Here is a 13,079-nt window from a genome sequence, read left to right as displayed (position 1 = left end):
GGCCTTGCAAAAGCCCTCCCGCCAGGCGGTGCTACATGGTGAAACTCAACAGGATCTACACCAAAACCGGCGATGACGGCACGACCGGGCTGGTTTCCGGCCCGCGCCGGCTTAAGGACGATCTGCGCGTCGAAGCCTATGGCACGATCGACGAAGCCAATTCGGCGATCGGCCTGGCGCGGCTGCACACATCAGGCTTGCCCGAGCTCGACGCCATGCTGATGTCGATCCAAAACGACCTCTTCGATCTCGGCGCCGATCTCGCCACGCCCGATATCGGAGAGACGCCGGCCTACGAACCGCTGCGGATCGTCGAGACCCAAGTCGACCGCGTCGAGCGCGACATCGATCAGTTGAACTCCGGTCTCGAGCCGCTGAAATCCTTCATCCTGCCGGGCGGCAGTCCCGCTGCCGCACATCTGCATCTTGCCCGCACGATTGCGAGGCGCGCCGAACGTCTGATGGTGGCGCTTGCCCGCAGCGACGGTGAAATCGTCAGCGAGCCTGCAAGGAAATACGTCAATCGGCTCTCGGATTTCCTCTTCGTGGCGGCCCGTCACGCGAATGAACGCGGTCGTGCGGATGTGCTTTGGGTTCCGGGAAAAAACAGATAGGTTTGCCGCGATCACGATCGCCGGGGGGCCTTATGTTCATACCACTTCATGATGCCAATACGCTGAAGCATATCAAGGTTCAGTGGGTGACCCTGGCTTTGATCATCCTGAATGTCGCGGTCTGGCTCTTCACCAGCCTGGAGAGCGAACTGGCAGCCCAGGCGACGACGGTCGGCCTCGGCTTCATCCCGGCGATCGCCTTCGGGCACGCCCAATTGGCACAGGGATTGGAAATCGTGCCGGAACCGCTCACCTATCTCACCTATGCCTTCGTCCATACCGGCTTCTGGCATCTGGCCTCCAACATGGTCTTCCTCTGGGTCTTCGGCGACAATGTCGAGGACGCGATGGGGCATATGCGTTTCCTGCTTTTCTACCTCCTCTGCGCCGCTGCCGGCGCCCTTTGCCACGGGCTGCTGACGGCGACGTCGGAAGCGCCGCTGGTCGGCGCTTCCGGGGCGATCTCCGGCGTCGTTGCCGCCTATGTCATGCTGCATCCGCGCGTCAGGGTCTGGGTGCTGGTGTTCCTGCGTGTGCCCTTGCCCCTGCCGGCCTTCGTGCCGCTGCTTTTGTGGATCGGACAACAATTCTTCATGCTGGCGATTGCGCTGGATGGCGATGTTTCCTGGGGCGCCCATGTCGGCGGCATCCTTGCCGGTGCCCTGCTGATTCTCGTCCTGCGCCGTCCAGGCCTGCCGCTCTTCGACCGTGAAATCGTAACGCCCCGCGCCGTAAGGGATGAAGCCGGCGCCGTTGCGGCCGGCACGGGCGGCCGCAACGAGCAGCGTCTTCCCTGGGGTCGAGACCGGCGTTGACCGATATATTGACGTGTACGTAAACGTCCATATATTGCCGAGGCGATTCCCTGCCGGCATCATGCAAGCGTTGTATTTGGAGGAAAAACGCGTATCCATGTCGCCATTCGACAATCGAAGCGGCGCCTGAGCGCGCATTTTCCTAAAAACTCGTGAAATCAGTTTCTCTTGAAGGAAGGCTCCCATGAAGATTCTCGTGCCCGTCAAGCGGGTTGTCGACTACAACGTGAAGATCCGGGTGAAGCCGGATGGCACGGGTGTCGAGCTTGCCAATGTGAAGATGTCGATGAACCCGTTCGACGAGATCTCGGTGGAAGAGGCGCTGAGATTGAAGGAAGCCGGCAAGGCGGAAGAAGTGGTGGTGGTGTCGATCGGCCCGGCCAAGGCCGAGGAAACGCTGCGCACGGCGCTCGCCATGGGCGCCGACCGCGCCGTTCTCGTCGAAACCGATGATGCCGTCGAGCCGCTCGCCGTCGCCAAGATCCTTAAGGGGGTCGCCGATGCCGAGCAGCCTAGCCTTATCATCGTCGGCAAACAGGCGATCGACGACGATTCGAACCAGACCGGCCAGATGCTGGCGGCATTGCTGGGCTCGGCCCAGGCGACCTTTGCCTCGAAGATCGAGATCGGTGACGGTAAGGCTCAGGTCACCCGCGAGGTCGACGGCGGCCTGCAGACGATCGAGATCAAGCTGCCGGCGGTCATCACCACCGACCTCAGACTGAACGAGCCGCGTTACGCCTCGCTGCCGAACATCATGAAGGCGAAGAAGAAGCCGCTCGACAAGAAGACGCCGGCCGATTTCGGCGTCGACACGACGCCGCGGCTGAAGGTGCTGAAGACCGAGGAGCCGTCCGGCCGCAAGGCCGGCGTCAAGGTCAAGTCGGTCGCCGAACTCGTCGACAAGCTGAAGAACGAAGCCGGCGTGCTGTAATCGGCCTGGAACAGGAGCAACTATCATGACCATTCTTCTTCTGGCCGACCATGACGGCAATCACCTTTCCGACCAGACCGCCAAGGCGCTGACGGCGGCAAGCCAGATCGGCGGCGATATTCATGTGCTGGTTGCCGGCAAGGCTGCCAGGGCTGCGGCCGATCAGGCGGCAAAACTCTCCGGCGTCTCCAAGGTGCTGCTCGCCGAAAGTGACGCGCTTGCCAACAATCTCGCCGAACCGCTGGCCGATCTGATCGTCTCGCTTGCCGGCTCCTATGACACGATCGTCTCGGCCGCTACCTCGGTCGGCAAGACGGTGCTGCCGCGAGTGGCAGCCCTGCTCGACGTCGCCCAGGTCTCGGAGATCATCGAGGTCGTCTCCGCCGATACCTTCAAGCGGCCGATCTATGCCGGCAACGCCATCCAGACGGTGCAATCAAGCGACGCCAAAAAGGTGATCACCGTGCGCACCGCTTCCTTTGCCTCGGCAGCGGAAGGCGGCTCGGCAACGGTCGAGGCGATCCCGGCCGTCTCCGATCCGGGCCTGTCGCGTTTCGTCTCCGATGCACTGTCGGCGTCGGAACGTCCGGAACTGACCTCGGCCAAGGTCATCATCTCGGGCGGCCGCGCACTCGGTTCGGCCGAGAAGTTCAGGCAAGTCATCCTGCCGGTGGCCGACAAGCTCGGTGCTGCCGTCGGCGCCAGCCGTGCCGCCGTCGATGCCGGTTATGCCCCGAATGACTGGCAGGTCGGACAGACCGGTAAGGTGGTGGCGCCCGATCTCTATATCGCCTGCGGCATCTCCGGCGCCATCCAGCATCTGGCCGGCATGAAGGATTCGAAGGTGATCGTCGCCATCAACAAGGACGAGGAGGCGCCGATCTTCCAGGTTGCCGACTACGGCCTCGTCGCCGATCTGTTCGACGCCCTGCCGGAATTGCAAAAGGCGCTCTGAGCGAGGCAAATGCCTTTCTTTCGCACTTGCGAATGACTGGAAAATTGTCTTTTATCGGTCTACTACTTACTGCCGGGCGATCTTTCGTCCGGCAGTATTGCTAATATAATACGGCAACGCGGGGGCGACTGCCGGCGGGGGTTTGGAGATGAATGCGGTGTTGAAGAATATTGGTATTATCGGTGCTGGCCAGATGGGCTGCGGCATCGCGCATGTTTCGGCCGCCGCAGGTTACAGGGTTCACATCTACGATCTCTCGCAGGACCGCATCGAATCCGGCCTCGCCACCATCAACGGCAATCTCGCCCGCCTGGTGACGAACGGCAAGATGACCGACGAGGAACGCAAGGCGACCCTGTCGCGCATATCAGGCTCCGCCGATGTCAACGATCTCGCCCCGTCCGATCTCGTCATCGAGGCGGCCACCGAGGACGAAAGCGTCAAGCGCAAGATTTATAGCCAGGTCTGCCCGGTGATGAAGCCGGAAGCGCTGCTGGCCACCAACACCTCTTCGCTTTCCATCACCCGTCTTGCTGCTGCCACCGACCGCGCCGAGCGCTTCATGGGCATACATTTCATGAACCCGGTGCCAGTGATGAAGCTGGTCGAGCTGGTGCGTGGCATTGCGACCGACGAGAAGACCTTCACCGCCGCCAAGGAATTCGTCGGCTCGCTGGAGAAGACCGTCACCGTCGCCGAGGACTTCCCGGCCTTCATCGTCAACCGCATTCTGTTGCCGATGATCAACGAGGCGATCTATACGCTTTACGAAGGTGTCGGCACCGTCGACGCCATCGACACGGCGATGAAGCTCGGCGCCAACCATCCGATGGGGCCGCTGCAGCTTGCCGATTTCATCGGCCTCGACACGTGCCTCTCGATCATGCAGGTGCTGCACGACGGGCTGGCGGACTCGAAGTATCGCCCCTGCCCGCTGCTGGTGAAATATGTCGAAGCCGGCTGGCTCGGACGCAAATCCGGCCGCGGCTTCTACGATTATCGTGGCGAAGTGCCCGTCCCGACCCGATAAGCAGAGATCATCAGAAAGGGCGAGTGGACCGCACGCCCGCTAAATGCTTTCCTTGCCGGAACGGGAGGAATGCCATGTCGACCGAAACACCCATGTTCCTGCTGCAATGCTGCGTCCTTATCGGACTCGCGGGCGTCTTCCTCATAAGAGGAGATGGGGACTCCTGAGCGCACTCACGACCCGATCGCACCCTTGATCAGCGCCTTTGCATCTTCGCTGTCCCAAGCGGCAGGCCCGTTCATGGCCGAAATCAGGCAGCCCTTGTCGTCGAGCAGCAGCGTCACCGGCAGGCCGAAAGCGAGACCTTCCTTCTTCAGGCTGTTGAAGACGCCGATCGTATTGTCGCGGTAAAGCTGCAGCGCATCGACACCGGTCTCGGCGAGGAAAGTCTTCGGCTTCTCATCATTGCCAGTGTCGATATTGACGGGCACGACCTGGAACTTGTCGCTGCCCATTTCCTTTTCCAGCGCGTTCAGCGCCGGCATCTCCTCGCGACAGGGCACGCACCATGTGGCCCAGAGATTGAGCAGCACGGTCTTGCCGGCGAAATGATCGAGCGTCAGCGATTTACCATCCGGTCCGTTGAAGGAAACCGTCGCCAGTTTGCGCGGCTCGTTGGCGGCAACCATGGCGGCGACCTGCCCCTTCATCAGCGGCGCCAGTTTGGCGGCGCTCTCCTTTCCCTGCGGGCATTCGGCCGAAGCGCTACTGCCGATGCCATTGCCAATGCCCGTCTCCTTCACGTATACCGCTGCCGCACCTGCAACGACACCTGCGACGGCGGCGATTGCGATCAGTTTTCCGGACGGCAGGCCGAAGGGTTTTTTCGTCGTCATTTCATTCTCCAGGACGGGCATCTTATGGCCGAGAACAACACGGACACCAAATCCTCCAACCAGATGTGGGGTGGGCGCTTCGCCTCCGGCCCGGACGCGATCATGGAGGAGATAAATGCCTCGATCGGTTTCGACAAGAAGCTATTCGCGCAGGATATCCGTGGTTCCGTCGCCCATGCGACGATGCTCGCCCATCAGGGGATCATTTCGTCAGACGATAAGGACAAGATCGTTCACGGGCTAAACACGATCCTGTCAGAAATCGAAAGCGGCAATTTCGAATTCTCCCGCCAGCTCGAAGACATCCATATGAATATCGAAGCACGCCTGGCGACGCTGATCGGTCCGGCGGCCGGCCGGCTGCACACCGCCCGCTCGCGCAACGATCAGGTGGCGCTCGACTTCCGTCTCTGGGTGAAGGAAGAGCTTGAGAAGACCGAACGGATGTTGACCGGCCTGATCGCCGCCTTCCTCGACCGCGCCGAGGAACATGCCGAAAGCGTCATGCCGGGCTTCACCCATCTGCAGACCGCCCAGCCCGTCACCTTCGGCCATCACTGCATGGCCTATGTCGAAATGTTCGGCCGTGACCGCTCGCGCGTGCGCCATGCTATCGAGCATCTGGACGAGAGCCCGATCGGCGCTGCCGCCCTTGCCGGCACCGGCTATCCAATCGATCGCCATATGACGGCCAAGGCATTGGGTTTCCGCGAGCCGACCCGCAATTCCATCGATACGGTCTCCGACCGCGACTTCGCCATCGAATTCCTGGCGATCGCCGCGATCACGGGCATGCATCTGTCGCGCCTCGCGGAAGAGATCGTCATCTGGTCGACCCCGCAATTCGGTTTCGTGCGCCTGTCTGACGCCTTCTCGACCGGCTCCTCGATCATGCCGCAGAAGAAGAATCCGGACGCAGCCGAACTGGTGCGCGCCAAGACCGGCCGCATCAACGGCTCGCTGATCGCGCTGCTGACGATCATGAAAGGCCTGCCGCTCGCCTATTCAAAGGATATGCAGGAAGACAAGGAGCAGGTGTTCGACGCCGCCGAGAGCCTGGAACTGGCGATTGCCGCCATGACCGGCATGGTGCGCGACATGACCGTCAATACCGCGCGCATGAAGGCGGCGGCCGGCTCCGGTTTTTCGACGGCGACCGATCTTGCCGACTGGCTGGTGCGCGAAGCGGGCCTGCCCTTCCGTGATGCCCATCACGTCACCGGCCGCGCCGTGGCGCTCGCCGAAAGCAAGGGCTGCGATCTTGCCGAACTGCCGCTCTCCGACCTGCAGGCGATCCATTCTGCAATCACCGACAAGGTCTACGACGTGTTGACGGTGGAAGCCTCGGTCGCCAGCCGCAAGAGCTTCGGCGGCACGGCCCCGTCCGAAGTCCGCAAGCAGATCGCCTTCTGGCGCGCCCGCAATTGAGGGTACAGGGCAGGCCGAAAGCCGCCTCGCCCTTCTGCCAGCGCTCAAAACCGCCCAACAATCAGGGTGCACAAGGCTGAGAAACTTCGCTATGAAGATCCCGTCGTTCGATGAACGATATCAGCCATAGGCCGCACAAGAGGATATCCATGCAGAAGAGCTTGCCGCACCTCATCCGCCTGACGGCGGTGCTCGCCGTCATCGGCCTTGCCGTTGCCGGATGCGGACGTAAGGGCGATCTCGATCCGCCGAGTGCTGCGGCGACGAAGGAAGGCGACGTTTCCAAGCCGACGAAACAGCCCGGCACCGTTGACAAGCCCTTCCTCCTTGACCCCCTCCTTTAAGGCGCGCACCCCGTGAACCATTTCGATTACCGCGACGGCATCCTTTACGCCGAGAACGTCCCCGTTCCGGAGATCGCCAAGGCGGTCGGCACGCCGTTCTACGTTTATTCAACCGCAACGCTGGAGCGCCACTATCGCGTCTTCTCGGAAGCCTTCGCCGATGTCGACTCCATGGTCTGCTATGCGATGAAGGCGAACTCGAACCAAGCCGTGCTGAAGACCCTGGGACGCCTCGGCGCCGGCATCGACGTCGTTTCGGAAGGCGAACTGCGCCGTGCACTTGCCGCCGGCATTCCGGCGAGCCGCATCATGTTTTCGGGCGTCGGCAAGACGCCGCAGGAGATGGATTTCGCCCTCGAGGCTGGCATCTACTGCTTCAACGTCGAATCCGAGCCTGAGCTGGAGATTCTTAACCAGCGCGCCGTCAACGCCGGCAAGAAGGCGCCGGTCTCCTTCCGCATCAATCCGGATGTCGATGCCAAGACGCATGCGAAGATCTCGACCGGCAAGAAGGAAAACAAGTTCGGCATCTCTTGGGATCGCGCCCGCGCCATCTATGCCCATGCCGCCAAGCTGCCCGGCATCGAAGTCACGGGCATCGACATGCATATCGGCAGCCAGATCACCGAGCTACAGCCCTTCGACGACGCCTTCAAGCTGCTGCGCGATCTCGTCGCGACATTGCGTGCCGACGGTCACTCCATCCATCACGTCGATATCGGCGGTGGCCTTGGCGTTCCCTATAAGGATGACAACAATCCGCCGCCGCTGCCCGATGCCTATGCGGCGATCGTCAAGAACCAGCTTCGCGGCCTGAACTGCAAGATCGTCACCGAACCCGGTCGCCTGATCGTCGGCAATGCCGGCATTCTCGTGACCGAAGTTCTTTATGTTAAGGACGGCGGCGAGAAGACTTTCGTCATCGTCGACGGTGCGATGAACGACCTCATTCGACCGACGCTCTATGAGGCCTATCACGAGATCCGTCCGGTGACGATATCGGCAGCAAACGCGCCGCGCATCCGCGCCGACGTGGTTGGTCCCGTTTGCGAGACCGGCGATTATCTGGCGCTCGACCGCGAAATGGCGATGCCGAAGCCCGGCGACCTGATGGCCGTCAGCACTGCCGGCGCCTATGGCGCGGTGCAGGCCGGCACCTATAACAGCCGCCTGCTGGTGCCCGAAGTTCTGGTCAGGGGCAGCGATTTTCATGTGATCCGCCCGCGCAGGACCTATGCCGAGCTGATCAGCCTCGATTCCGTTCCGGCCTGGCTCGATTAGAGCATGTCGCTCAAAAGTGTGAAGCGGTTTTGCGTTAACGACATCCGTAAAACATAGAGCTAAAGCGCAAGAAGCGAATCTGAAAGATCGCGGCGCGCTTTAGCAGCACCATCACTTTTCGGCGAATAAACGTGAAAAGGCGGTATTCCTGCCCGTTCGCCCTCGCCTTCGCCACAAAGAGTGTTATCCTTTCGTTCATGAGCGTATTGCCCCGCAATCGCCGGAAGCGCCCTCTGTACCAGAACGCCAGATCGCGGAGACCGGACCGATGACAAGCCCCTCAAGGCAGAGGAAGGGTGCATTTGCGCTCCGTCCCTCGCTTGCCCGGCTGGTAACGACGAAACGCCTGCTGGCGCGCACCGTGCTCTTCTTCGAGCAACTGCTGCCGCTGCTGATGCCGTTCCTCTCCATCGTCGCCATTTATCTCTCGGCCTCCTGGTTCGGTATCTTCCGCAACGTGCCGGATTGGCTGCGCATCCTGCTGCTGATCGCCTTTGCCGGGGCGTTCCTCGTCTCGCTTGTTCCCTTCCGCCATCTGCGCTGGCCGAAAACCGCTGAAGCCAATCGCATGCTGGAAGAGCGCAACGGCCTGCCGCACCAGCCGGTTGCCGTCCAGGAAGACGAGCCGGCCTACGACACACCCTTTTCGCGGGCACTTTGGCGTGAGCACCAGGTGCGCATGGCCGAAAAGATCGCAGCACTCGATGCCGGCATGCCGCGGCCTGATATCGCCGCACATGACCGCTTCGCCCTGCGCGCCATCCCTGCTCTGCTTGTTGTCACCGCTTTTGGCTATTCGCTGTCGCTCAACGGTGGCTCGGTCAGTGACGCATTGCAGTCAGCGCCCGAACAGGTGGCGGTCGATCCGGCGGTGCGCATCGATGCCTGGGTGACGCCGCCCTCCTATACCGGTCGCGCGCCGGTTTACTTGACCGCCGACGGCAGCGAACAGGCGCCGATCGGCGTTCCGCAGTTCTCCGGCCTCACCGTGCGCGTCAGCGGCGGAAAGACGGCCGAAAAGGTCGTGTTCCGCAAGGCGAACGGCGAGGCGCGGGATATCGCCGTGCAGGCTGACGCAAAGCCGCAGCAGGCAAGCGCGCCTGCCGGCGAGCAGCCGACGGCCGGCGCGCCTGCCAATAATGCCCTCATCGCGCAGACGCATGTGATGAAGCTTGAGGAAAACGGCGCGCTCGAAGTCAACGGTCGCCGCTGGAGCTTCGACGTGCTGCCTGACAAGGCGCCTGAAATCGCCTTTGACGGCATGCCGAAGGCAAGCGTCAACGGCGCGCTGGAAATCGGCTTCACCGTCAAGGACGATTACGGCGTCCAGGAGGCCCATGCGGAGATCGTTCCTCTGGAAAATGATCCGACGGCGACGCCGCTATATCCGCTGCCGGAGTACCGGCTGGATATTCCCCGTCGCAACGCCCGCGACGCCAAGGGCGTGACCAGCCGGAATCTGACCGAACATCCGCTCGCCGGCAAGCCGGTGCGCATTACCCTCGTCGCCAAGGATGCCGCCGGGCAGACCGGCCGCAGCCCGCCCTACGAGATGACGCTGCCGTCGCGACCCTTCAACGAGCCGCTTGCCGCAGCTGTCGCCGAGGAACGGCAGGTTTTCGCGCTCGATACCCGTAAGATGCCGCAGGCGATCGCGCTGAACGAGGCGCTGACCATCCGTCCCGAGGAGACCATCCCCAAGCTTACCAACTACTTGCTGCTGGAATCGGCCTTGGCCCGCATGAAGCTGGCAAGAGGCGAGGAGGCGCTGAAGGATACTGCCCAGTATCTCTGGGAAATCGCGCTCGGCATGGAGGACGGCGATCTTTCGCTTGCCGAACGCAAGCTGCGTGAAGCCCAGCAGAAGCTTGCAGACGCATTGGACCGCAACGCGCCCGACGAAGAGATCAAGAAGCTGATGGATGAGCTGCGCAAGGCGATGCAGGACTATCTGACGGAGCTTGCCGAACGCATGCAGAATGCCCCGACGATGCAGCCGAACCAGAACGCGCAGAACATCCTGCGCCAGCAGGATCTGGAACGGATGATGGACCAGATCGAGAATCTCGCCCGCTCCGGCAATCGCGACGCGGCACAGCAGATGCTGTCGGAATTGCAGCGCATGATGAACAACCTGCAGGCCGGCCGGCCGCAGCGGGGCCAGCAGGGTCAGGAAAACAGCGAAGCCCGCAAGCAGATCGACAAGCTCGGCGAGATCCTGCGCGATCAGCAGAAGCTGATGGAAGAAACCTTCCGCCTCGATCAGCAGCTCAAGGACCGTATGCAGCGTGGCGAATCCGATATGGGCGAAAACGATCCGCTGCTCGACGATATGATGCCGGGAGAGAATGGCGAACCGCAGGACCAGCAGCAAGGGCAGCAAGACCAGAGCCAGCAAGGTCAGGGCCAGAAACCTTCCGACCAGATGACCGCCGAGCAGCTCAGAGAAGCGCTGAAGCAGTTGCGCGCCCAGCAGGATGCCCTCGGCAAGCAGCTCGGGGAATTGCAGAAGAAACTCGGCGAAATGGGCATGAAGCCCGGCCCGGGCTTCGGCCAGGCCCAACGCGAGATGGACGGCGCCGGCCGCGAGCTCGGCCAGGGCCGCGGCGACACGGCCGTCGAGAACCAGGGCCGTGCGCTGGAAGCCCTTCGCCAGGGCGCTCGCGACATGATGAACCAGATGATGCAGGCGCAGCGGGGCCAGCAGGGACAAGGCCCGAACGGCCAGGTCGGCCAGGGCGATCAGAACGGCCGGGATCCGTTGGGGCGACCGCGCATGACCAACGGCTATATCGACAACGATGGCGTGAAGGTGCCTGACGAAATCGACGTTCAGCGCGCACGCGAAATTCTCGATGCGATCCGCGAGAAGCTCGGCAACAATCCGCCACAGGAAATGGAACGGCGGTATCTCGAACGGCTTCTGGACATCCAGTAAGCCTTATACCGCCGTCAAAGATAGGCGTGCGCTTTAAGCGACAAGTGCCCGGGCGACAGCCTTGCGGATATCGGGAAGCGCAAATGGCTTTGCGACGACGTCGATGATTTTTTCTGCGAGATCGTCGGCGCGCTCGCGCTGCTCGGCATAGCCGGTCATCAGCAGGATCTTCAAAGCGGGGAAGGCGTCCTTCGCCTGATGGGCGAGTTCGATGCCGTCCATCACGGGCATGCGGATGTCCGACAGCAGCAGGTCGTAGACCCCGTCCTTCAGCTTCTCCAGCCCCTCGGCGCCGTCAGCCGCTTCATCGGTCTCGTGACCGTCAAGCCGCAAGGCCCGGGCTACGAAAGACCGCAGGGAATCCTCGTCTTCCGTAATCAGAATTCTTGCCATATGTGCATTGCTCCGTCTTCAGCCCCGCGACGGAAATCACCAGACTTTCCTTTTCGATCGGTAAAGATGGCGAAGCGATAGGCGAGATGGTTAACAACCCGTCTTCACGCGGCAATGAAGCGACGCCGGCATTCCCTCAGGCGTCGCCGGTCACTACGCCCACGAAAGGCAGTTCGCGAAACGCATAGGCAACGTCCATGCCGTAGCCGACGACGAAGTAATCGGGACATTCGAAGCCGACATAATCGGCCTCCAGCTTTTCCTTGCGCTTGACCCGCTTGTCGAGCAGCACGGCGATCGTCACGTTGCGCGCGCCACGTTCGAAGAGCAGTTCCTTGGCAAAGAGCAGCGTCCGGCCGGACTCGAGAATATCGTCAATCAGGAGGACGTCTCGGCCATGCACGTCGCTGTCGATATCCTTGACGATGCGCACGCCCTGCGAAACGGTGCCGGTGCCGTAACTCGACAGCGTGATGAACTCGACCTCGGGGGCAAGTCCGGTGTCGTGCAGGGCGCGGATCAGGTCGGCGGCGAAGATGAAGGAGCCCTTGAGCACGGCAATGACGAGCAGGTCCTTTGTCGGACCGTTGGCGATCTCCCGCGCCATCGCATGATTGCGCTCCGCGATCTGCTCGGCGGTGAAGAGCGGCTCGATATTTTTTCCGCGCACGACAGGCATAAGGGCTTGCTCCATGAAAAGAAGGGTAAGCCGTTAGCACATATGCGCGCCTGAAACAGCCTCGCCGCTCATGAAATCAACGGGATTGGTGCGTCCTGTGGCGGAAAGCCATCACGAAACCCGTTATTTCTACGGCAGGAAAGAAAGCCGGACCTCCGGCAATTTTCCGCCGGCGTGCTGGACGCGGGCTGAAAAGCCACGGCTTTGGCCGTCGTAGATGACGTCGGCGGGCGGATCGATGACGACGCTTGCCGTCAGTCGTTCGTCGGTCACCAGATCGGCGCGGATCGGATGCACCGTCTGCGTTGTGCCGCTTTCGTTTTCGATGATGCCGTTGACGACGAGCACACGCATGCCGTTCGCATCACGCGGCGTCACGGTGACATGGGTGAAATGCAGCGGCGCTCCGGAGGAGGCGCCCGCGGCGGAAAGGCCGGAAAAGCCGCCTGCGAGCCCGAAAACGAGCACGGCGAGCGCCAGTACCAGCACCGCGAAACTGCGCGGCGACGCTCGCTGCAGCCAGGATTCCGCCCTTCGCAGAGCGGAAGCAGCCATCGCCGACAGGAGCGGCGGCCGTGCGACGCGCGCTGCCGCCATGCGCCCGCCGTTGTCGTTATGGATCTTGGTGCTGAAGTCCTTCGGCCGGGTTTTGCCGACCGTCACGAATTCGGCGTCGGAGACATCAGCAGGACGTGTCGAACGATACTGGCGGCGTACGGGTTCGGGCGGCAGGAAATCATAGGCCTGGCCCGGCGTACGGCGGCTGAAGGAGGATGCTTCCATGGTGGCTGCCTCGCAGATGTCCACATGGTTTCGCTGCCGCAAGAAATCT

Annotated in this window: 13 protein-coding genes; 9 read left to right on the top strand and 4 right to left on the bottom strand. The window is 62.0% G+C overall.

Features of this window, described 5'->3' with window-relative positions; translation table 11 throughout:
- The first annotated feature begins 35 nt into the window (after nt 1-35).
- From FHT70_RS24350 to FHT70_RS24330, 5 genes are all read left to right on the top strand, one after another.
- Complete coding sequence (locus FHT70_RS24350) at nt 36-614, top strand: cob(I)yrinic acid a,c-diamide adenosyltransferase (protein ID WP_183705379.1); 579 nt, start codon at nt 36-38, stop codon at nt 612-614.
- A gap of 32 nt (nt 615-646) precedes the next feature.
- Nucleotides 647-1,429 (top strand): rhomboid family intramembrane serine protease, encoded by a 783-nt coding sequence (locus tag FHT70_RS24345; protein WP_183705377.1) that lies wholly within the window; start codon nt 647-649, stop codon nt 1,427-1,429.
- 184 nt (nt 1,430-1,613) lie between these two features.
- Nucleotides 1,614-2,363 (top strand): electron transfer flavoprotein subunit beta/FixA family protein, encoded by a 750-nt coding sequence (locus FHT70_RS24340; protein ID WP_183705375.1) that lies wholly within the window; start codon nt 1,614-1,616, stop codon nt 2,361-2,363.
- Nucleotides 2,364-2,388: 25 nt separating this feature from the next.
- Entirely contained in the window at nt 2,389-3,318 is a 930-nt protein-coding gene (locus FHT70_RS24335) for an electron transfer flavoprotein subunit alpha/FixB family protein (RefSeq protein ID WP_183705373.1), read from the top strand.
- A gap of 148 nt (nt 3,319-3,466) precedes the next feature.
- The gene (locus FHT70_RS24330; RefSeq protein ID WP_064805274.1) at nt 3,467-4,348 is read left to right on the top strand and encodes a 3-hydroxybutyryl-CoA dehydrogenase; all 882 of its coding nucleotides are present in this window, start codon (nt 3,467-3,469) and stop codon (nt 4,346-4,348) included.
- A 173-nt stretch (nt 4,349-4,521) separates the two neighbouring features.
- Here the strand turns inward: FHT70_RS24330 and FHT70_RS24325 are convergent, their stop codons facing one another.
- Nucleotides 4,522-5,184: a TlpA disulfide reductase family protein gene (locus tag FHT70_RS24325; RefSeq protein WP_183705372.1), complete on the bottom strand. Its 663-nt coding sequence runs from the start codon at nt 5,182-5,184 to the stop codon at nt 4,522-4,524.
- A gap of 24 nt (nt 5,185-5,208) precedes the next feature.
- On the opposite strand from FHT70_RS24325, the gene argH reads away from it, so the two are divergent.
- The 4 genes from argH to FHT70_RS24305 all read left to right on the top strand — a co-directional run bounded on the left by argH (nt 5,209) and on the right by FHT70_RS24305 (nt 11,175).
- Nucleotides 5,209-6,612, top strand: a complete 1,404-nt coding sequence (gene argH, locus FHT70_RS24320; RefSeq protein ID WP_097601577.1) for an argininosuccinate lyase — start codon at nt 5,209-5,211, stop codon at nt 6,610-6,612.
- Between the two features lie 149 nt (nt 6,613-6,761).
- On the top strand, nt 6,762-6,956 hold the full coding sequence (locus FHT70_RS24315; protein WP_003582619.1) for a lipoprotein: 195 nt from the start codon (nt 6,762-6,764) through the stop codon (nt 6,954-6,956).
- 12 nt (nt 6,957-6,968) lie between these two features.
- Complete coding sequence (lysA, locus tag FHT70_RS24310) at nt 6,969-8,237, top strand: diaminopimelate decarboxylase (RefSeq protein WP_097601576.1); 1,269 nt, start codon at nt 6,969-6,971, stop codon at nt 8,235-8,237.
- 268 nt (nt 8,238-8,505) lie between these two features.
- Nucleotides 8,506-11,175 (top strand): TIGR02302 family protein, encoded by a 2,670-nt coding sequence (locus FHT70_RS24305; RefSeq protein ID WP_183705369.1) that lies wholly within the window; start codon nt 8,506-8,508, stop codon nt 11,173-11,175.
- A 33-nt stretch (nt 11,176-11,208) separates the two neighbouring features.
- On the opposite strand, the gene FHT70_RS24300 is transcribed toward FHT70_RS24305, so the two are convergent.
- The 3 genes from FHT70_RS24300 to FHT70_RS24290 form a co-directional block, all read right to left on the bottom strand.
- Nucleotides 11,209-11,568, bottom strand: a complete 360-nt coding sequence (locus FHT70_RS24300; RefSeq protein ID WP_010028815.1) for a response regulator — start codon at nt 11,566-11,568, stop codon at nt 11,209-11,211.
- Nucleotides 11,569-11,704: 136 nt separating this feature from the next.
- Nucleotides 11,705-12,247, bottom strand: coding sequence for a hypoxanthine phosphoribosyltransferase (hpt, locus tag FHT70_RS24295; RefSeq protein ID WP_064805282.1), 543 nt, complete (start codon nt 12,245-12,247; stop codon nt 11,705-11,707).
- Nucleotides 12,248-12,376: 129 nt separating this feature from the next.
- On the bottom strand, nt 12,377-13,030 hold the full coding sequence (locus FHT70_RS24290; protein WP_097601582.1) for a hypothetical protein: 654 nt from the start codon (nt 13,028-13,030) through the stop codon (nt 12,377-12,379).
- Nucleotides 13,031-13,079: the final 49 nt, after the last annotated feature.

This window comes from Rhizobium sp. BK049, from assembly GCF_014193135.1.
Classification (GTDB): domain Bacteria; phylum Pseudomonadota; class Alphaproteobacteria; order Rhizobiales; family Rhizobiaceae; genus Rhizobium.
Note: the sequence above shows the minus strand (reverse complement) of the source record. Positions and strands in the feature narration are given on the sequence as shown.